The 18,972-nt window shown below is 43.0% G+C and carries 19 protein-coding genes; 14 read left to right on the top strand and 5 right to left on the bottom strand.

The window, feature by feature from the left end:
- On the top strand, positions 1 to 921 hold the full coding sequence (locus MHI48_RS20465) for a hypothetical protein (protein ID WP_405141602.1): 921 nt from the start codon (positions 1 to 3) through the stop codon (positions 919 to 921).
- 260 nt (positions 922 to 1,181) lie between these two features.
- Here the strand turns inward: MHI48_RS20465 and MHI48_RS20460 are convergent, their stop codons facing one another.
- The gene (locus MHI48_RS20460) at positions 1,182 to 2,054 is read right to left on the bottom strand and encodes an AraC family transcriptional regulator (protein ID WP_083677400.1); all 873 of its coding nucleotides are present in this window, start codon (positions 2,052 to 2,054) and stop codon (positions 1,182 to 1,184) included.
- Between the two features lie 697 nt (positions 2,055 to 2,751).
- Here MHI48_RS20460 and MHI48_RS20455 point away from each other — a divergent pair.
- The 6 genes from MHI48_RS20455 (at position 2,752) to MHI48_RS20430 (ending at position 9,696) form a co-directional block, all read left to right on the top strand.
- On the top strand, positions 2,752 to 3,936 hold the full coding sequence (locus tag MHI48_RS20455) for an LLM class flavin-dependent oxidoreductase (protein WP_076328234.1): 1,185 nt from the start codon (positions 2,752 to 2,754) through the stop codon (positions 3,934 to 3,936).
- A gap of 247 nt (positions 3,937 to 4,183) precedes the next feature.
- Positions 4,184 to 5,458 (top strand): ABC transporter substrate-binding protein, encoded by a 1,275-nt coding sequence (locus MHI48_RS20450; RefSeq protein ID WP_076328014.1) that lies wholly within the window; start codon positions 4,184 to 4,186, stop codon positions 5,456 to 5,458.
- 3 nt (positions 5,459 to 5,461) lie between these two features.
- Complete coding sequence (locus MHI48_RS20445; protein WP_017687487.1) at positions 5,462 to 6,334, top strand: carbohydrate ABC transporter permease; 873 nt, start codon at positions 5,462 to 5,464, stop codon at positions 6,332 to 6,334.
- Positions 6,335 to 6,383: 49 nt separating this feature from the next.
- A complete protein-coding gene (locus MHI48_RS20440; protein ID WP_076328013.1) occupies positions 6,384 to 7,199 on the top strand; it encodes a carbohydrate ABC transporter permease in 816 nt (271 codons plus the stop codon).
- Between the two features lie 113 nt (positions 7,200 to 7,312).
- Positions 7,313 to 8,530 (top strand): MFS transporter, encoded by a 1,218-nt coding sequence (locus MHI48_RS20435; RefSeq protein WP_036614537.1) that lies wholly within the window; start codon positions 7,313 to 7,315, stop codon positions 8,528 to 8,530.
- Positions 8,531 to 8,808: 278 nt separating this feature from the next.
- Positions 8,809 to 9,696, top strand: a complete 888-nt coding sequence (locus MHI48_RS20430) for a cell wall hydrolase (RefSeq protein ID WP_405141599.1) — start codon at positions 8,809 to 8,811, stop codon at positions 9,694 to 9,696.
- Positions 9,697 to 9,818: 122 nt separating this feature from the next.
- Here MHI48_RS20430 and MHI48_RS20425 read toward each other — a convergent pair whose 3' ends face one another.
- The 4 genes from MHI48_RS20425 to MHI48_RS20410 form a co-directional block, all read right to left on the bottom strand.
- A complete protein-coding gene (locus MHI48_RS20425; protein ID WP_076328012.1) occupies positions 9,819 to 10,529 on the bottom strand; it encodes an ABC transporter permease in 711 nt (236 codons plus the stop codon).
- Entirely contained in the window at positions 10,526 to 11,371 is an 846-nt protein-coding gene (locus tag MHI48_RS20420; protein ID WP_076328011.1) for an ABC transporter ATP-binding protein, read from the bottom strand. Before MHI48_RS20420 ends, MHI48_RS20425 begins: the two co-directional genes overlap by 4 nt.
- Positions 11,372 to 11,509: 138 nt before the next feature.
- The gene (locus MHI48_RS20415) at positions 11,510 to 12,445 is read right to left on the bottom strand and encodes a LytTR family transcriptional regulator DNA-binding domain-containing protein (RefSeq protein ID WP_076328010.1); all 936 of its coding nucleotides are present in this window, start codon (positions 12,443 to 12,445) and stop codon (positions 11,510 to 11,512) included.
- A 322-nt stretch (positions 12,446 to 12,767) separates the two neighbouring features.
- Positions 12,768 to 13,538, bottom strand: a complete 771-nt coding sequence (locus MHI48_RS20410) for a hypothetical protein (RefSeq protein WP_076328009.1) — start codon at positions 13,536 to 13,538, stop codon at positions 12,768 to 12,770.
- A gap of 399 nt (positions 13,539 to 13,937) precedes the next feature.
- Between MHI48_RS20410 and MHI48_RS20405 the strand changes: the two genes are divergently transcribed.
- From MHI48_RS20405 to MHI48_RS20375, 7 genes are all read left to right on the top strand, one after another.
- Complete coding sequence (locus MHI48_RS20405; protein ID WP_076328008.1) at positions 13,938 to 14,612, top strand: hypothetical protein; 675 nt, start codon at positions 13,938 to 13,940, stop codon at positions 14,610 to 14,612.
- A gap of 296 nt (positions 14,613 to 14,908) precedes the next feature.
- Positions 14,909 to 15,229 (top strand): hypothetical protein, encoded by a 321-nt coding sequence (locus MHI48_RS20400; RefSeq protein ID WP_405141596.1) that lies wholly within the window; start codon positions 14,909 to 14,911, stop codon positions 15,227 to 15,229.
- 63 nt (positions 15,230 to 15,292) lie between these two features.
- The gene (locus tag MHI48_RS20395; protein WP_076328006.1) at positions 15,293 to 15,574 is read left to right on the top strand and encodes a DUF3139 domain-containing protein; all 282 of its coding nucleotides are present in this window, start codon (positions 15,293 to 15,295) and stop codon (positions 15,572 to 15,574) included.
- Positions 15,575 to 15,809: 235 nt separating this feature from the next.
- Entirely contained in the window at positions 15,810 to 16,292 is a 483-nt protein-coding gene (locus MHI48_RS20390) for a hypothetical protein (RefSeq protein WP_076328005.1), read from the top strand.
- A gap of 217 nt (positions 16,293 to 16,509) precedes the next feature.
- Positions 16,510 to 16,911 carry a DUF4279 domain-containing protein gene (locus tag MHI48_RS20385; protein WP_244661021.1) on the top strand — a complete coding sequence of 134 codons (402 nt, stop codon included), beginning with the start codon at positions 16,510 to 16,512 and terminating at the stop codon, positions 16,909 to 16,911.
- Between the two features lie 156 nt (positions 16,912 to 17,067).
- Complete coding sequence (locus MHI48_RS20380) at positions 17,068 to 17,508, top strand: hypothetical protein (protein ID WP_076328004.1); 441 nt, start codon at positions 17,068 to 17,070, stop codon at positions 17,506 to 17,508.
- Positions 17,509 to 18,039: 531 nt separating this feature from the next.
- A complete protein-coding gene (locus MHI48_RS20375; protein ID WP_083669817.1) occupies positions 18,040 to 18,918 on the top strand; it encodes a prohibitin family protein in 879 nt (292 codons plus the stop codon).
- Positions 18,919 to 18,972 lie beyond the last annotated feature (54 nt).

Below are 18,972 nucleotides of genomic sequence, written 5' to 3'. Positions count from 1 at the left end.
ATGAGGCAACGGGGCAAGCTGGTGGGTATGGCGAAATGGGCTATTCTGGCTGTGGTGTTGTGCCTGCTGCTTCTGTCCTGGATGTTCAAATGGTTCTCGGCAGAGGAACACAAAGCGACCTGGCTGTGGGACGCGTCCATTATTGCAGAGCAGACACCTGAGATTATTGCTTTCTCCAAAGAACAGGGCGTTGATACCATCTTCCTGCAAATCCAGGATGAGTTGCCTGACGCAACATACCGCAAATTCATTGCGGCTGCCCGACAGGCTGAGATTGAAGTGCATGGACTTAACGGTCATGCAGACTGGGCCTATGAGGAGAAGCGGGATGAAGGACTTGATTTTATCGAGCGAGTAAGAGCATATAATGCAGCTTCGGCCAAGAATGAACGCTTCGAAGGCATTCAACTGGATGTGGAGCCGTATCAGTTGAAGCGCTGGGAGAACGAGGAGAGCAGCGTCATTGCAGAGTGGCAGAACAACATGAAGGCCTGGACAAAAGCCGGCGAGGATGCCGGACTGTACATGAGCGCTGCCATTCCTTTCTGGCTTGATGCCCGTCAGTCGGCTGAAGGAGGTACATTCAGTCGCTGGGTGATCTCCCACTTTGATGCGGTGGCCATTATGGCTTACCGGGATAGTGGGCAGCAGATGTATGATCTGTCCAAGGAAGAACTGGACGAAGCGGATGATCTCGGCAAGAAAGTCTGGATTGGAGCGGAACTCGCGGATACACACGAGGGTGATCACCTGACCTTTTTCCGTAAACCGGTTAGCAATATGAATGAAGAGATGGCAAAGGTGTTTGATCTCGGTACCTCTCATTCTTCTTTTGCAGGTGTGGCTGTGCATCATTATGAAGCATGGTATGCCAAGGAGAACGGTATTCCGCTTGCGCGCAAGGATGAAAAGAAGGAATAGCGTTAGGTCAACGTAAAAAAGTTTCTAGTTTCAGGTAGTACGTGTAGTCAAGACTATAGTATAGAAAGAAGGCAAGTCCCGGGTAGATGGGGCTTGCCTTTTTGGTGGTGGATTTCGTAATGGGTTTGGCAGCACTATGATGTGCAGGATATGAAACTCAGGAGTCCGTTGTACTTTGGTAGAGGCAACATCTTACACACAGCACACAAGGCGTGGTGCATGAGGCATGGAGTATAGGCTGAGGAGGGAAAGTCGCTCCCTCATTCTTTCGTGCTCTCCGCTGTGCGATAGCGATTGGGCGGCAGACCGACTTGCTTTTTGAACGCTTTGGAGAAGGAGAACAAGTCCGGGTAACCTACGGAATGAGCCACTTCAGTTAAGCTTAGCGGCGTCTGCACGAGCAGACGTTTGGCCTGATTCATTTTCAATTGCTGGATATATTGCACAGGGGACAGGCCATAGGCTTTGCGGAACTGTTTGGCAAAATGGGTTCGATCCACACCCGCATGAGCGGACACGCCTTCCACGGAGATGCCACCTGCAAAATGGATGTCCATGTATTCCTTGCCTTTCTGGAGCCAAGGTGTGGCTGAACCCGGTTGCAATCCTTTAGTTGCGGGGGAGCGGGCTATCCGGTCAAAAAGGTTTAGAAACCGGGTGAGTCGTCCCAGATCACTCGCTCCGTCCTGCGGTTTTCGAACATCCTCCATGAATGAGCGCATGGCACTTGCAGTCTCCGGGGTAAGTACACCTGAACGGTATGGTGAGTCGGGTGTAAGTCCAATTCGGGAAAGCAGTTCGGCTGCATGTGCGCCGTCAAAGGCAATAAATATTTTCTGCAACGTATCCTCGGGGTCCGTCCAGTACTCATGGGTAACATGTGGAAACAGACAGAACGCATCCCTGGCTCGAAGGGCATGACGCTGTCCGTTCTGTATGAATGTACCTTCCCCCTCCAGCACAAACAGCAAATAATAATAAGGTGTAGTGCGCGGGCCAATATGATAGTTGGTCTTGGCTATATTGCGGCCGATGCGGATCGGCCAGGCGCCACCAGCTTTCTCGAATTCAGATGGAGTGAAGAAAATAATATCCAAAAACTCATGGTGGTCCTCCTTCATGCTCTCGGTCATCAGGAACACCTCTTTATTGTATAAGTATCGTTTGTACATTCCAAAAGTTTCGCTTACAGATGTAGTTCAAAAAGTCCACTTTTGATTACGAATCATGCCTAGTGGCATCATCAACATCGAATATGGCATTCAGCCGAAATGTCCGTTGCTCACGTAGCTCTATCTACGCTCTGCTACTCCATTTCTAACTTCATTCCATCTTCTCGGTACTGAAAACCGGACTTTTTGAACACGCATTTAAACCAATTATACAGGTGGGTTTTATATATATTCAAGATCAGGAAGACCTAAATCTGAGAAAAGACCACAAAATGACAAAATAAAATTGCCGCGAAATGACATTGCTCACAGACAAATCAATTGTTATGATGTCCATACCTATTAAACCAAGTTAATTAATCGGCATTTGGATACCTACTTTGAAAATGAGTTAGAAATTAGGCACACTTTAAAAATAAGTTTTAAACGAGTGCAAACGTAGTGGAGGGGACGAAATCGATTCTGAAGAAACGTAGTGTTCACCTTTATCTCCGGATTTCCCCTTAGAAAAGGGAATCAAAAAAATCTGGAGATAACAGTGATCGGAAGAACGATTCGTAACCGGAACGGCCAAGTGGCAGAACAGTGATCTTAATTTTTAACATGAGACTTTATTTATTCATAGAAGGGATTGACTTTTGTGAGCGAACAGGAAGATATGAAGTTTGGATGGTTTTTGCCTACAGCAGGGGATGGTAAGTATGTAGGGGTTGCTCCGGAGCGGGAACCGAGTCTGGATTATCTGGTTGATGTGGCACAGACGGCGGAGAAGGCAGGATTCGAATTTGTACTGATTCCTACAGGGGGAGCCTGTCTGGACGCGTGGGTGGTCGGCTCAGCTGTGATGAGTCACACGAAGACATTGCGTCCACTTGTGGCCATTCGCCCGGGTTTGGTTACACCCGTACTCGCTGCACGAATGGGAGCGGCACTGGATCAGCTCTCTGGTGGTCGCGCCATGATCAATGTGGTGACAGGCAGTTCTGTTCGAGATCTGGAGGAACTCGGCGATCCACTGGCACATGCGCATGATGAACGGTATGTGCGGGCGAGCGAGTATATGGAAGTCATGAAGCGTTCATGGACCCAATCGACGGGACTGAATTTGACGGAGTTTGCCGGAAGTGGTTCAAAATCTGGCGCAGATGCACCCAGTGATCCCAATCCTGAATTCAACGGCCAGTATTACAATTTCAAAGGACCGGTAGGCATGCCGGAGACGGTGCAAAATCCACATCCACCGTTCTATCTAGGAGGAAGTTCACCGATTGCGAAAAAGGTCGCTGTTGAACATGCGGATACGTTCCTCATGTGGGGTGAACCCCATGACTGGATTCAGGAGCAGATCGAAGAGATTGAGGTCATTCGTCAGCAGGTGAAAGAGGAAACGGGACAAGATCGTCAGCTCCGTTACGGCATGCGTGCTCAGGTACTCATTCGGGATACCGAAGAAGAAGCATGGGCAGCGGCTTGGGAGATTATTAGCAAAGTACCACCAGAAGCGATTGAGAAAGCCAAAGCCGCTTTTGCCGAGACGGATGCAACCAACCAACGCAGACAGAACGAGTTACGTGAACTGTCCGAGAAGCAGCAGTTTGTCGTAGGACCCAACCTGTGGACAGGCTTGTCCGTTGTGCGTTCCGGCGGTGCGATTCTCATTGTAGGTTCAGCCGAACAGGTCGCAGAGCGTTTGATGGAATATGGAGATCTGGGTGTGACAACCTTCATTCTGTCCGGTTACCCGCATCTGGAAGAGGCCGAAATTTTCGGCCGGACTGTGATGCCCATCATTCGTGAGAAATGGAAAACAAGACAGAAGCAGCACTCAGTTACTACCAATTAAGTAAGTTAACTTTTTTTACACTTTAACGGAGAGGGCAGAACCCATCTGAAGAAGCGAAGCTAAAAGCTTTCTGAAAGAAAGCTACTTCGTAAGCATCATCTCGCCTTTATCCCCGGATTTTTCCTTTTATAAAAAGGAATCAAATAAATCTGGGGATAACAGCGATCGGAAGGTTATTCTGTCATCGGAGTGGTCAGTATAAACATTCTTTAGTAAAATATCAAGCATCCTCAGGAGGTCGTCTTTCATGAAAAAAAATAAAAAATTGATCCTGCCGCTTGTCAGTATGCTGGTGATGTCCATCCTGCTGTCAGCTTGCGGCGGTGGGGATAACGCGTCATCTGGAGAGAACGGCTCCTCGGGTTCAGGTAAAGTTACGATCAGCTTCATGCACTGGCGTGGAGAAGATTCCGAAGCACTCAACAAGACTATTGACGCATTTGAAAAAGAAAACCCGAACATTAAAGTGGAGATGCAGACACTGCCCTCCGATCAATATCAGTCCACCGTACAATCCAAAATCAGTGACGGTTCGGTAGGAGATGTATTTGCTTCCTTCCCGGGTGCACAGTTCGAAGCCTTCACCAAAGCCGGATTGTTCACGGATCTGACTGGATCCTCGTTCTTGTCGGCCTACAATTCGAAGCTGATTGAATCAGGACAGCACGATGGCAAGCAATATGCAATTCCGTACCAACTCGTATACAACGATCCAATCTATAATGTAAAACTTTTTGAACAATACGGCCTGACGCCACCAACCGATTGGGAAGGCTTCCTGGCCCTTTGCCAGAAGCTGAAAGACAATGGTATCATTCCGATTGCTTTTGCCGGAGCTGACATAGGCCCAGGGCAATTCATGAATACGATGGTGATGAACAATGCACCGAGTGACGACATTTTTACCAAAGTAGAAGCGGGCGAAGCCAAACTGACGGATGAGTTTTGGGTGAAAACATTGACTCAAATCAAGGAACTGAACGATAAAGGTTACTTCCAACAGGATGCACTGGGTACCAAAGACCCTGCGGCGGGCGCACTGTTTATTCAAGAGAAAGCAGCGATGCTGGCAAGTGGATCATATCAGTTGGCTCAGAACAAGCAGCAGAATCCTAATCTGGAGCAAAAACTGCTTGCACCAATTACGGTAAGTGCAGATCAAGCGAAGTATGAAGGAGTGCATACCACTACGTTCATGCTCGCGGTGAACAGCAAGTCAAAACATCCGGAAGAAGCGAAGAAGTTCCTCGAATTCCTGAGCAATCCCGATGTAGCGAGTGACTATGCCAACCAGACGGGACAGAATGTAACGGTGAATGATGTGAAGTACGATACGCCTGAGCTTCAGGTAGCCGGAGAATGGGCGAGCAAAAAGACCGTGTTCCAGCCACGGTTCACCATCCTGAACGGAGACAATCAAAAAGCAGTAACCAACTCCATCCAGGCTGTACTGAGCGGCACTTCTCCGGAAGAAGCAGCACAGCAGGCACAAGCGATCATTGATCAGCATATCGGGAAATAAACGATGAAAAACCGTCTTCAGCTATCCCTATTTCTGATCCCCGGGTTGTTGCTGTACGTTGGATTGTTCGTATTTCCTACATTGACGGGGCTGTTCTATTCCTTTACGGACTGGGATGGGGTATCCCCGTCGTATGCATTTGTAGGGCTGGATAATTACAAGGACAGTCTCAGCAGCATCGTATTCCGCAAAGCCTTTGGCAACAACGTGGAGTTCATGTTAACAGTTGTTATTGCACAAACCTTTATATCACTTGTCTTGGCGCTGCTCCTGGTACGCAATACCAAGACACGCATTGTGCTTCGGGCATTGTATTTCCTGCCTGCGATTCTGTCCTCCGTATCGGTTGGACTGATCTGGGCATTTATGTATGATCCATCCATTGGATTGATCAACTATGGACTGAATGAAGCGGGTATGAGCAGCATCGCTCGCAACTGGATTGGTGATCCCAAGATCGCCATCTATTCCATCGCTGCGGTGCAAGTCTGGGCCCACGCTGGCCAGATGATGATTGTATTTATCGCGGGTCTGCAAGGCATTCCGGCAGAACTGTATGAAGCGGCTCGTATGGATGGCGGCAGCAAATGGCAGGTATTCCGTACCGTGACCTGGCCACTGCTGGCACCTTCGGCAACGATTGTTGTGGCCTATACGACGATTCAGTCGTTCAAGGCATTTGACCTCATTTTCACAATGACGGACGGAGGGCCGAACTACGCAACTGAAATTTTGACAACATATATCTATCATACCGCCTTTGGCAGCTATTCATTTGGTCTGGCTTCTGCCGGTTCCATGATCTTCCTGGTGTTGCTCGCGCTCTTGACGCTGTTGCAGTTCAAGGCACTACGTGCCGACCGGGTAAGTTATTGAGGTTGATGTTGGAGCATTCATCCTGCAATCGAGGCAGAAGGGAGTTCACATGTTTTTAAAATGGTTCAATCGCCTGATCTTATTGGTGTACGCGCTGCTGATTCTGGTGCCGCTGTACTTTGTGTTTGTATCCTCGTTCAAAACAAGCAGCAATTTCTTCACCAGTCCATTCAGCTGGCCGGACCCGTTTACGTGGGATAACATCACTGGCATGTTCCGCAATCAGCCGATGTGGCAATATTTCGGAAACAGTCTGGTCGTGACGCTTGGTACGGTTGCCATTGAGTTATTGCTGAGTAGCATGATTGCTTACGCCATTGTCCGCTGGGGCGGCAGTGTAGGCAAAATTGTATTTGCTCTGTTCGTAGCAGGGTTGATCGTTCCTTCCCAAGTGAGTATGCTGCCGATCTATTCTCTCACGCGTACACTCGGGTGGTCGGACAGTCTCACGGGATTGATTGTCGTATCCGCGGCAATGCTGATGCCTGTCTCAGTATTTATGCTGACAGGTTTCATGCGCATGCTCAATTCGGAGATTCTGGAAGCAGGCAGTATGGATGGAGCAAGTGAATGGAGACTCTATACCCGGATTGCACTGCCACTGGCTACACCTTCGCTGGCGGCAACGGCTACGTTCCTGCTCGTCATGGTCTGGAATGATTTGCTTATTCCGATGCTGATGCTCAGCAGTAAGTCCAAGCTCACTTTACCGCTCGCACTTATGCAGTTCCGCGGGGAATACGTGACGAACTACCCGATGATGCTTACAGGTGTGCTGGTAACGGCCATTCCGATGATCGTGCTGTTCCTTCTGCTCCAGCGTTACTTTGTAGCAGGTCTGACAGCGGGTTCACTCAAGGGGTGAGGTATCGCAGAAATCGGAAGGAAAAGCTTATTTTGCATTGATTTCTGGAGCATTCTGCATAATAATGATTTAGTGTCAGAATGACTACATAGAGATCAAGGGAGCTATAAGTGATGAGCAAACTGGAAGTATTGCGGAATCCCAAGCAGCGCAAGCTGCTGTTTAGTGCCGGCATGAGCTGGCTGTTTGATGCGATGGAAGTTGGTATGATCTCCTTTATCGTGGCTGCACTTGCCAAGGAATGGAGTCTCAGTCCCGGACAAGTCGGCGTGCTTACGAGTATTAACTCGATCGGTATGGCGCTAGGAGCTTTGCTTGCAGGTGCACTTGCGGACCGTTTTGGACGGAAGGCCATTCTGATGTGGACCTTGTTAATCTTTACGATTGCAAGCGGTCTGTCTGCACTTGCGACCGGATTTGCTGTATTGTGTGCACTGCGTCTGGTTGCGGGTATCGGACTTGGCGGAGAGTTGCCAGTGGCATCTACACTGGTATCGGAGTCGATGCCTACAGCGGAACGGGGACGTGCCGTTGTATTATTGGAAAGTTTCTGGGCAGGGGGCTGGATTGTATCCGCGCTCATTGCGAACTTTGTTATCCCGGAGTACGGATGGAGAATTGCTTTTGCCATTGGTGCGCTTCCGGCGTTCTACGCACTGTATCTGCGTCGTGCTATTCAGGACCCGCCGCGGTACAAGAATCATACCAAGCTTCATAAAATCACGTTCCGCGAGAAAGTGGCTACCGTCTGGTCAGCACCACATCGCCGTACAACGTTGATGCTCTGGATTTTGTGGTTTACCGTCATTTTCTCTTATTATGGAATGTTTCTGTGGCTACCTTCGGTTGTGATGGCAAAAGGATTCACGTTGGTTAAAAGTTTCCAATACGTGCTGATCATGACGATTGCACAGTTGCCAGGTTACTTCACCGCTGCGTACTTTATTGAACGTTACGGTCGCAAGTTCGTACTGGTTGTGTATCTTACCTTGACTGCATTCAGTGCGATTGCGTTTGGATTGGCTACAACGGAAGCTACGATCCTGACCGCAGGAATCTGTCTTTCCTTCTTCAATCTGGGAGCTTGGGGTGGTCTGTACGCCTACAGCCCGGAATTGTATCCAACTTCCGTTCGTTCGACAGGTGTTGGCCTTGCCACATCGGTTGGCCGAATCGGTGGCGTACTGGCTCCATTAATGGTCGGTATGCTGGTTCAACGCGAAGTGGCAATCAGCCTGATTTTCACGATTTTCTTCGTGACAATCCTCATTGGCGCAGCGGCTGTACTGTTCTGGGGCCGGGAAACGAAGGGTCAGGAACTTGCTGAGTAATTGTCAATAAATACAACGCAACTTTTGTACGGGTCTGCCAGCCTACGAAAATGCCGGGTTGGACAAGCGTTGTAAGGTTGATAGAAGAAGGGGTATGACCATGGTGTGACCATGGGCTCATGCCTCTTTTTGTTATGTTCAGCGTCGTTTTTTCACTGCGTCATCGGTCCGATAGACTTCATTTTTTCTATATCCTATAATGACACTCGGGATGTCCAACCGTGAGGATTCAGGAGAAAGATGTGGGATCTGGATTCAGAAAAGTGGAGGTTAATGGAATGATGAAGAATAATATTGGAATGGATCAAGCGAATGAAATCAATGAAAAGAATATGATAAGTGAATTAGATAGCGTAAGTGAGATGACAGAGATGAAGGGGGGAAGCCATATGAACAGTAATGAACGGACTACAGTTGATAGCACGAATGAGGGGCTGAATCCATTAACGTTTGCTGACAACATGGAACCTATCACTGTCAGTCGGAAAGTCACTCATGGGAAGGGTAACATGGCTGGCAAAAGAGCAGGGCGGGTCAGTATGCTTCTCGGTGCCTGCGCATTGACTCTGGGCTTGACCGTGGCAGCTCCTTCTGCGGGAGCACAGAAGCTGGAACAGGGCGTTCGCAGCGAGCATGTGCTGCAATTGCAGGAGCAATTAAGCGATCTGGGGTACTTTGACGCCGGAATGACTGGATATTATGGTACCATCACCAAAGGTGCTGTCCGCAAGTTCCAGCAGGCGCAGGGACTGAGTGCAGATGGAGTTGCAGGTCCGGCGACACTGAACAGGCTGAATAAAAAGGCCAAAGCCGAAGGCGAGACGTTACGCCAGTTGGCGAAGCTGATCCACGGTGAAGCGCGCGGAGAATCTTTTGAAGGGCAAGTCGCTGTAGGAGCGGTTGTGTTGAATCGGGTACATTCGAGTGAATTCCCGTCATCTATTTCGAAGGTTATTTTCCAGAAAGGGCAATTCACGGCTATAGATGATGGGCAGTTTAATACCAAGCCAACCCAGACCTCTTACAGGGCTGCTCGTAAGGCATTGAATGGCGCTGATCCGACGAACGGAGCGCTGTATTATTACAATCCGAAGATTGCCACTTCGGTGTGGAGTAAGAGCAGGCCGACGCTGCTGACCATTGGGCAGCATGATTTTACAAGATGAGTTTAAGTAGAGATATGTAGTGTAATATTTGAAATGATAATGGTGAACCTCGGCCGTACGCTGCTGAATGCAGACGTGTACCGGGGTTTGTTTTATATTTTGGTTGTGTAGGCGAGGAGTGGCTACTCATCCTTTAACCGCCATTGATACAAAATAACAGACACAATCGTTAATACAACCGTCCATATCAAAATAATGAGGAGGGGTTTAAATAGGTCTCCAAATGTAAAGCCTGCGTTGGGTATATTTAGCAAAGTCACAAGTTGAATGCTTGGTATATAATCCAGCATTTTAAAAATCGGGAAATCTCCAAACAAGATTGTTGCAACAGGAGGAGCAGAAAATACCATTGCTGCAGGAATGATTGATAATGAAGCTTCAAGGACCGTTTTAGAGAATAAACCACATATCGTTCCTACTGCTGTGTATAGAATTATTGAAAGAATGATTGCAATTGCAAATGCCCATATACTAGGTGGCTCATAGCCTAATATAAACGTAGCAATAGCCAGAACAATAGCAGACATGACAAAGACTAAGGTGCTTTTACCAACTAATACATCCATCGTTGTGGCTGGAGTCATCATTAATGATCGTAAGGTGTTACGTTCCTTTTCTTCCGCGATCAAACATGCTTGTGCGAAAGAGGTTAAGAGCACAAACGAAATATTTAGAAGAAAACCTATTGCCCCAGGGAAAGAAGGGCCTGCAGTGCGAAAAAGAAATGCGAATAGAATCGGAACAAGCAACATGATGGAAATGCCATAATTGCGTGAAAACTCTTTGTAGTCCTTTACAAATATTGCTCGCGCACGTTTTAACGAGATACTCATAACAGTTCACCTCCTGTCACTTTAATAAAGATATCGCCTAAACTTGGCTCTTTCGATTCCAATCGCTCGATTAAGCCTCTCTTCATCCAATCGGCAATTTGCTCAGCCGTTCCTTCATTCATCGGGAGCTCGTAGGTTTCCCCGTTTACCAATTCTACACAAACGACGTTTTCCCGATGCTGTTTTCTAAGCGCCTTAGGCGAGCCAATAGCTTGGATTTCACCTTGATACAAAATCGCTACACGGTCACATAACAATTCTGCTTCTGACATATCGTGTGTCGTTAGAAAAATTGTTGTCCCTTTCTCATTTAAGTAGCGTAGCCCTTTATAAATATGTGTGGAGTTTACCGGATCCAAAGCTGAAGTAGGTTCATCTAAAAATAATAATTCCGGCTCATGGATAATTGCGCATGCCAGCATAACACGCTGACGCATCCCTTTCGATAAGTGGATGACTTTCTTTTTGCGTTCTTCGCTTAAGTTTACAAACTGCAATACTGTATCGATCGAAGTTTTAGGAAGGTCATATAATTGGCGATACAACTCTAGATTTTCATCTATCGATAATCTTTCATATAGACCACTGTTATCTGACAAAATACCAAAGCGCATCTTCTGTGCAGACTGATGCATCATCTCCACTGGCTGGTTAAATACAGTTGCCTGTCCACTTGTCGGATTTAATTGCGCAGTTAAAATCTTAATTAAAGTTGTTTTTCCAGAACCACTTGGACCTAGAAAACCTAAAATTTCACCTTTTGGAATTGAAAAAGATACTTCTGATAATGCATTCTTATTTTTAAATCTTTTTCGAATACGTTCTACTCGGATAACATCCATGCATATCACTTCCTTGGAGTTGATGACTTAAGCATATAAAGATTACATGCCTCCAACCATCGAAATCCGCCGAAATGTAGCTGTCAACGGCTGAACGGTACCATTAGTTGCTGGATTGAATCGATATTTCCCTGGAAATCAAATGTTAAGATGTGTTTTTAATTCTTGTAATTTTGAACGAGATAACGGAACAATCGCATCTTGTCCTGTATTTAATCGCAAGCTGTAGCTATTTTTCGTCCATGTAATAATCTCTCTTACCTTCTGTAGATTAACAATATAGGATCGATGACATCTAAAAAATCCGAAGTTAAACAATTTCTGCTCGAGCTCGGTCAGCGTCAGCGCACAGATAAAACTTTCTCCACCTACATGGACAAGAACTGAACCATCCATACTTTCTATGTAATCAATTTCAGGCGGGTTAAATAAAATTACTTTGTCATTTTTTTTCGTATAAATCTTCTGCAGGGTTATATTGGCTCGATCTTGTTCCTGCACTGCTTGTTTATCCTCTTCTGAATCACGAATATCCAATAGATGAAATCCGGATTCATTCAGACGATAAATTGAATCACAGGAAATCATGGCATCCTCTAGATTAGAAGTTAAAATTAAAATCTGTATTTGTTTCGAAAGATCATCTAAAATCCGTTTAAACTGGCGCCGGTCTTGTTCTTCCAAATAAAAATAGGGCTCCTCCAGTACGAGTGTAGGCTGATGTGCAAAATAAACGCGCAGCAACGTCACATACATCCTTTTTGATGGACTTAGATTCTTGATTTTTACCTTCCGTTCTTCTTTCAAAGCGAAATAATCCAATAACATAGTGGCACGATCATTCCGCTCTGTTACGTTGATCAGAAAAGTGATTAATTCTTCCACCGTTAATTGTGTATACTCGTTTTGTTGAGCTCGAAGTATGTAATATTGGGAACGATCCTGTAGTTGATTCATTAAAATCTGTTTTCGCTTCAAGTCTGTTATAATGCCAATTGATTGGTTACATGCCATATTTAATTCGATTTTGGGTAAAAATAGTTCCCCATCATGATACACTGGTTGAAATTGCATCTTGTCCTCCTGGTCATCACTGCTTTTGGATAATATGTAACAATTATAATGTTGAAGTAATTTTTTGTCAGCTTCAATTGAGATAATTTAGATCCTCGATCAGGCATATGAATAATGAGCCTCCAGAAATCGGTTGGACGTAGCAGCATTGCATACGAAAAGCGATTGGATACCATGGATATATAAACAAAAAACCACTCCAAATGAATGAACTGCACTCCAATTGTTAGACACAACTACCAATTGGAGGTGCAGTTCAATGAATTAGGGTGGTTTTTAGAGTAGTAGTTTTGTCATAATGTGCGATGGGGCTGTGTTTACACTACTCTTGAACAGCAAAAGGAATTTTCAACAAAGTGGGCTCTACAATGGTTTTTCCAGTATCGTAGTCATAGACTTTGTTGAACACAAGTTCAATGGATTCCAACTTATCAGGATCATCGGTATATACCAAACCGTAATTCGTATTATCAATAACTACGCCATCATACTGATTATAGACATATGACTTTCTCATAAAATTGCGATCTGCGGAGATCGGCTTTCCCGTGTTTGGATGAACGGAGTTTAAGCCGTAAAAACCGATATTCTGATCGGTTGTATTTTCCACAGTGTAGAGGATATTGATATAAGTGATCTTGGAACCGATATCTTCTCGATTTAGAATGGAAATGTTTTTCTGTGAATCCTCAGGAATGTCACTAGCCTCTAATAATTGGGCATGAACAATATGAATGGTTAGTGGGCCACGTTCAAAACGTGTATTCAGAGGCACAGACTTTAGTAATTTCAGATTCCCGCCATAATCAAATATTCCTGTATCGCCAGGTTTGGATAGGATCGGTGACACAACACTTTCAAATAGCCTGTTCTGAAGACTGCTGGCGGCCTGCTCGAATTGATCGAGTTCTGGCTCCCATCCATTATAATTGCGTTCGGACCGGAAAGGTTCTAAACCGGTTTCCATGACTTGTCCAGGAGAAGCATCCATAGGCTGTATTTGATTGATTTCTAGTTGTGTAGAAGTGGCATGATTTGAGCTACCTGAGCTACCCAGAAGTGCGATAGCGAGCAGTAATTGAACAATAAACATAGGATGAGACACCCTTTCTCTCTAAAATAAAATTAAATAAGTTCATCAACCCACCTAGTTGTTATCTGAAAATAATATGGCCTGATATGATATTGGTGGAATAGATTTACGGTCAAAGTAATAATAATCATAGCAAAATGGCGCATTGAGATAATGAGAATAACGACCTAACTTCAGGTAATAGAAGATTGACGAGTGGATATAGTGATTTAGATATAAGGACCCATGCGACAAAGTGGGGATTTCTGTTCGGTAAGGACCAGGGTCGGTTATGAGTGGATACATAGAACCATTTTAGAAGAATAACAATGAAATTTATCGGAGGAACAGATCGAACAGATTCTACAGGCTGGATCGGTTGTGTTAGAATATAGGAATTATGGAAGTTGGAGGGTTGAAGTGGGGATACATAAAGAGTTAAGTCAAATTAGAGCTGAAAACCAATCCACTACAAAACAAAATGTCCTTTCAATTGTAAGTGCGATAACGATCGGAGTGATTTTAGGTTTAGCGGCAAAGCTTGTGGATGCTCAGGGGATTAACCCCATATTTGACGATATTGGTGGGCGTCTAGGTATTTGGATTTTTGTTGCCACACTCATATCGGTTATTAGTTATTCTCCTAAACTAGCAGCAGTTAAGGTATTCTTCTTTTTTGTGTCGCTACTAACTGTTTATTATCTATACACCGTGTTTTTTCTACATTTCGTTCCAATGAAAGAAATTATTTTTTGGGGGATGTGTGCAGTAGTATCTCCGGTGTGTGCTTATGTGATGTGGTATGCCCGAGGCAATGGAACTGTATCTAGTCTAGTGTTATCCCTTCCAATCACAGCTCTACTGTCCGAAGGGTATCAATTGCGCGATGCTTACTTGCCCGAGCATACTCATTACTACTTGATCCCAATACTTATGGGAATATATCTAATCATGGTCATTATTTTATTATTTATTGTTCCTACGAAAAGACTTAAATTTTTGATTATACTACCAATATCTATAATAATGTCTTTCATCATCATATATTTTGATGTTCTAGGGCGGTTATTCGGTGGCTTGAACGGAGTGTTATAGATCACTTTGGCAGATTGTCATACAAATGCGACAGTCTTTTTTACAATAGTATATTTGCTTGTGTCAAAGTCTGGTTCGTCCTGTGTTGCCATAACAGGATTAATATTTGAAAAGATGAGAGCTACTGCAAAAATGGTGACCATAATCTTCTTGAAATTCAAAATAATTCTTCATTTTCTCTAGATGTAATTTATTATGATCTCTTATTTTGCTAATTTAGTATTTGCTATATCTTGACTATAAAGGAGGATTTATTATGAAGAGAGTATCGTTTTTTTTTGCTTTTTTTTCTTCTATTGACAGCATCCGCTTGTTCAAACAAAGTCACTTCATATACAGGAGAGAGTGAGAATTGGAGTGTCTCATGTACCGTTCAAAGTAATAGCTCTGTAGCAAGTTATGAATATGAAATTAGGTACTTAGGAGATAATCCTTCAGTAATTAAAAAAGTTAAAACCAAATTTATGAGCAAAAATATTCATTCTACAGGGGAAGTTCCTTTTAATACTGTAATCAGAGGAAAAGCTGAAGGGATGTCCCCATTTTTGGATGAGGATGAATTTATAGTTCAGATGGATTGGGAAGGAAAATCGGAAAAGATAGTGGTTACCAAATGATGGTGATAATAAGCGGAAATATTAATAGAATTACAAACTACAGGCTAAAGTGAGGTGAATAAAATGAAATTTCTAAAGGGAGTATTGATTGTAATTGCACTAATAGTTGTAGCTTCAGTCACATGGTATGGCTCCTATAAGAATGATATGAAGGATCTTGAAGATGGTTTAAGAACGTATTTAATCGTTGAAAAGGGTATGGATGAACATGAGATTATTAGCATCACCGCTCGTCGAAGTAAAATGCCACAGTATCCTGTAGTCGTCAAATTGGAGGATAACCCACAGGAATATGTCTACACCTACAGAGAAACGAAATGGGTACAACTATGGCCTGATCCATAATTCTTCAATGGTATGTCCGATATTATCCGGTTTTATGGAATATTACGTCCTTTGGATGGGTTAGGCCTTATGTGTTGGATATGCAAGGATAAGTTGCAAGGTCCGGGTTTCAGCTCGCTTTATCAATCTTGGGGTAGCAAACTCTCAGATCATCTTTAATCTGAAAGCAACTGCATCCGGGGCCAAGATGGAAAGAGGGTAAATGGTACGTTGCTAAATAGAAGGAGGGTCATATTTGAGAAAAGGATTATTTATAGGTTTATTATTGATTACAGTAATCATTCTGGTGTTTTTTATGATGAAAGATCCGGTTCCCGTAGAAACTAGCAGGCATGTAAAATCTGTTGAACTAAAAGGTAATGTGTGCTTAGTTACCGTCAATAACCCTCAAAAGTCTACAGAGAGTACTCAAACAGAACAGTTCGAAAGTCAGTCATGCACAAATTTAAAAGAAGGAGATGCAATAAGCTACCAATCTCTAAATCAAGGTAAGTATCTACACATCGTTTCAATTAATAAAGAACTAACAAGAGATCCTCTGTCAGGCTCAATAACTAAGAAGTTTGAGGAGGGTGGAAATATGTATATCTCCGTTGAATTACCTGGTGTAGGGGAAGAAATCTTCTTAATAGATAAATCGGACTGGAGAACAGTCAACATTAAATCGGATATTACTTTTTACTTGGATATTTGGGGACTTCCTATTCATTTAATTTAAGTCTATTGTTCAACCAATACATATCTGAAGACTCACCAGTTGCTTTTACTACATGGGGGAATATGTCGAGGGACAAAATGTGGTCATTTAAAATTCGCTAATTTAAATTTAAAGATAAGTAAGATGTTCAAATATGATAATAAAATGGATCAATAAAGAAGGTAGTACTCTTGCAGTTCAGGTTTTTGATATATGAATAAAGTTAGGAGGATCATATATGGACAAAACGAATATTATGGCTGAATTTATCATTACAGGAGATCATTTCGAACCGAAGTTAATCACAGAACAGATTGGAATTGAACCATCTGGAACCTATATAAAAGGAGAAAAGATTGATGATAGAGATTTGTATCGAAAGGAAACCTGTTGGTTTTTGGAGACGGACTATCAGGAATCTTTTGATATCAATCAGCAATTGAATCACATACTCAATCTTTTGGAGCCACATATAGAAAAGTTGAAAACCTTGAGAATGAAGAATAATTTGAATTTTCGGTTTAGCTTCTCGATTAGGATTATGCATAATGAGACCCCTGCGATTACTATTGAGAAAAAGGCAATTGGTATAGCCTATGATTTGAACGCAGAGTTTGATTTTGATTTGTATATTCTGTAGCAATGGAAACAAGTCATTCTGAAAATACATACAGAGGACAAGTACCCAATTATCTGACCTTGAGAGTGGTGTTCTTTTTTTAAATAATCGCATGGAACTTGGAAAAAAATCAATCTTTCAATTATATTCATATATAGACAAAAGGGAAATGATTAAATGAATATTGGAGATATTGAGAAATTAGCGGATAGGTTACCTACAGAAGTTTTACTGTCTTTGTTCAGGAATGCTTTAAAAGATTTTGAAAATAAGATTCTTGATAAAAAAGTTTTTTTGTTAATCCTGTCCGAATTAACAGATCGACAAATCATGACTTATGAGCTTTTAGAGGATAAAACTAGAAATGAGATAGATGTCTTAATGAGGAAGTTATGGAATACTAATTCCTACGAAGATGTAGATATCATACTCTCTATTGTTGTTAACCTTGGTTTGAAGAATTGTTTTATTAAAATTAAAGAGTCTATAAGTAAAGAAGATAATATAGATTTGATAATTTTAAACGAGATTAAAGAGACGATTATGGAGGTTGGAGATCATATTTCAAATCCATACTATGACTTAGAAAGGTTTAAATCATCTAAAAGTGAGTTTTAGCTCATAAGATGGTAACCTGTGATATAAATTTATAGTTTTAATTTTGGTTCGTATCATTACTCATTCGAAGATGCCATTAAACATTTTGATGGCTCTTTTTTTGTGACAGTAGGGCAGTTTATTTAGAATATGTGTACATCTACAGAGAAGAGCAATGGATACAACTCCTGATCCATAATACCCAGATGAATTGATGATCACTTTCTTGATAGGAATAACTGGTTACTGGACGCCCATTCATCCACCTTTCTCTTCTCTACTTTACCTAATAGTACTTCAAGCGATGAATATCCTTGAAACCTAATACGAATTTACAAAGTATATATAAAGAAGGATATAATTAGTTACCATTTATAAATTTGTACTCGGTTACATCCATAGAGGGGAGGACAGATATGCCATTTATTGGGGGAATCATTTTAATTTTTATCCTAGCATTTATTCTATGGTCATTAATGTTCCCGCTATTCAATAAAATAGGTAGTAGAATTCTGAAGAAATACAATAAATTCAAACAAGAGGAGAATGGTGATGAAAAATTCAAAGACGTTTAGGGTAGGGGCAATTGCGGTTGCATTAGTTATTATTGTGGGAGTGCTAATGGTGACCTTCTTTTTAACACGAATTCCTAATGGATATGTTGGGGTCGTTTATTCACCAAATGGAGGCGTAAAAGATAGCACACTGAGTCAAGGGTGGAAACTCGTTGGAGCGTTTGATAAAGTGACGAAATATCCGATCCGAATTCAAACGGTGGAATACAGAGATATTCAGATTGCTACTTCTGACGGGAAAAACATCACAATCGATTTTGCTTACAACTACCAAGTAGAACCAAGTAAAGTATCTTCTATCTTTAATACATTTGGGCCAATTAGCATTCAAGAAATTGAGGATACATATCTCAAAACACGTTTCCGTGACGCAGCTCGTAAAGGTATCTCCAAGTTTACAGTCATTGATGTTTATGGTGAAAAGTCATCCGAAGCAGGAGTAGACGTGCAACAACGTTTTTCTGATGACGTTAAAGAATTAGGCTTTATTGTATCCAACGTTACTGTAGGTGTTCCTCAACCTGATGCTAAGACGCAGGAAGCAATCGATAAGCGTGTTGAAGCTTCTCAAGAACTGGAACGTAAAACGACTGAACTGGAGATCGCCAAGAAAGAAGCAGATCGCAAGCGCGTGGAAGCGCAAGGTAATGCAGACAAACTATTGATCGAAGCAGAAGGTCAAGCTAAAGCAAACAAAGAGCTTCAACAATCATTATCGAGTCAACTCGTTGAATATGAAACCATTAAGAAATGGGATGGAGCCCTTCCATATGTAAGTGGGTCAAATACGCCAATGATTCAATTGCCGACTACAAAAACTGAGCAAAATAGCGGCGGGGGGAGCGTATCTCCCTAATAGCGGTTTGAAATGCATCCCTTGCTTTCTCACCAATTGAATGTGTTGAATTCT

The organism is Paenibacillus sp. FSL H7-0942 (assembly GCF_045040715.1).
Classification (GTDB): Bacteria; Bacillota; Bacilli; order Paenibacillales; family Paenibacillaceae; genus Paenibacillus; species Paenibacillus amylolyticus.
The sequence above is the reverse complement of the archived record's forward strand: the minus strand, read 5'-3'. Positions and strand labels throughout refer to the sequence as shown.

What these genes read in the sequence shown, in the direction of transcription:
- MHI48_RS20465 (WP_405141602.1), top strand. Translation starts at nt 1, where the DNA reads ATGAGGCAACGGGGCAAGCTGGTGGGTATGGCGAAATGGGCTATTCTG.
- MHI48_RS20450 (WP_076328014.1), top strand. Translation starts at nt 4,184, where the DNA reads ATGAAAAAAAATAAAAAATTGATCCTGCCGCTTGTCAGTATGCTGGTG.
- MHI48_RS20440 (WP_076328013.1), top strand. Translation starts at nt 6,384, where the DNA reads ATGTTTTTAAAATGGTTCAATCGCCTGATCTTATTGGTGTACGCGCTG.
- MHI48_RS20380 (WP_076328004.1), top strand. Translation starts at nt 17,068, where the DNA reads ATGAATATTGGAGATATTGAGAAATTAGCGGATAGGTTACCTACAGAA.
- MHI48_RS20375 (WP_083669817.1), top strand. Translation starts at nt 18,040, where the DNA reads ATGAAAAATTCAAAGACGTTTAGGGTAGGGGCAATTGCGGTTGCATTA.
- MHI48_RS20455 (WP_076328234.1), top strand. Translation starts at nt 2,752, where the DNA reads ATGAAGTTTGGATGGTTTTTGCCTACAGCAGGGGATGGTAAGTATGTA.
- MHI48_RS20415 (WP_076328010.1), bottom strand. Translation starts at nt 12,445, where the DNA reads ATGCAATTTCAACCAGTGTATCATGATGGGGAACTATTTTTACCCAAA.
- MHI48_RS20430 (WP_405141599.1), top strand. Translation starts at nt 8,809, where the DNA reads ATGATGAAGAATAATATTGGAATGGATCAAGCGAATGAAATCAATGAA.
- MHI48_RS20435 (WP_036614537.1), top strand. Translation starts at nt 7,313, where the DNA reads ATGAGCAAACTGGAAGTATTGCGGAATCCCAAGCAGCGCAAGCTGCTG.
- MHI48_RS20410 (WP_076328009.1), bottom strand. Translation starts at nt 13,538, where the DNA reads ATGTTTATTGTTCAATTACTGCTCGCTATCGCACTTCTGGGTAGCTCA.
- MHI48_RS20385 (WP_244661021.1), top strand. Translation starts at nt 16,510, where the DNA reads ATGGACAAAACGAATATTATGGCTGAATTTATCATTACAGGAGATCAT.
- MHI48_RS20425 (WP_076328012.1), bottom strand. Translation starts at nt 10,529, where the DNA reads ATGAGTATCTCGTTAAAACGTGCGCGAGCAATATTTGTAAAGGACTAC.
- MHI48_RS20445 (WP_017687487.1), top strand. Translation starts at nt 5,462, where the DNA reads ATGAAAAACCGTCTTCAGCTATCCCTATTTCTGATCCCCGGGTTGTTG.
- MHI48_RS20420 (WP_076328011.1), bottom strand. Translation starts at nt 11,371, where the DNA reads ATGGATGTTATCCGAGTAGAACGTATTCGAAAAAGATTTAAAAATAAG.
- MHI48_RS20395 (WP_076328006.1), top strand. Translation starts at nt 15,293, where the DNA reads ATGAAATTTCTAAAGGGAGTATTGATTGTAATTGCACTAATAGTTGTA.
- MHI48_RS20460 (WP_083677400.1), bottom strand. Translation starts at nt 2,054, where the DNA reads ATGACCGAGAGCATGAAGGAGGACCACCATGAGTTTTTGGATATTATT.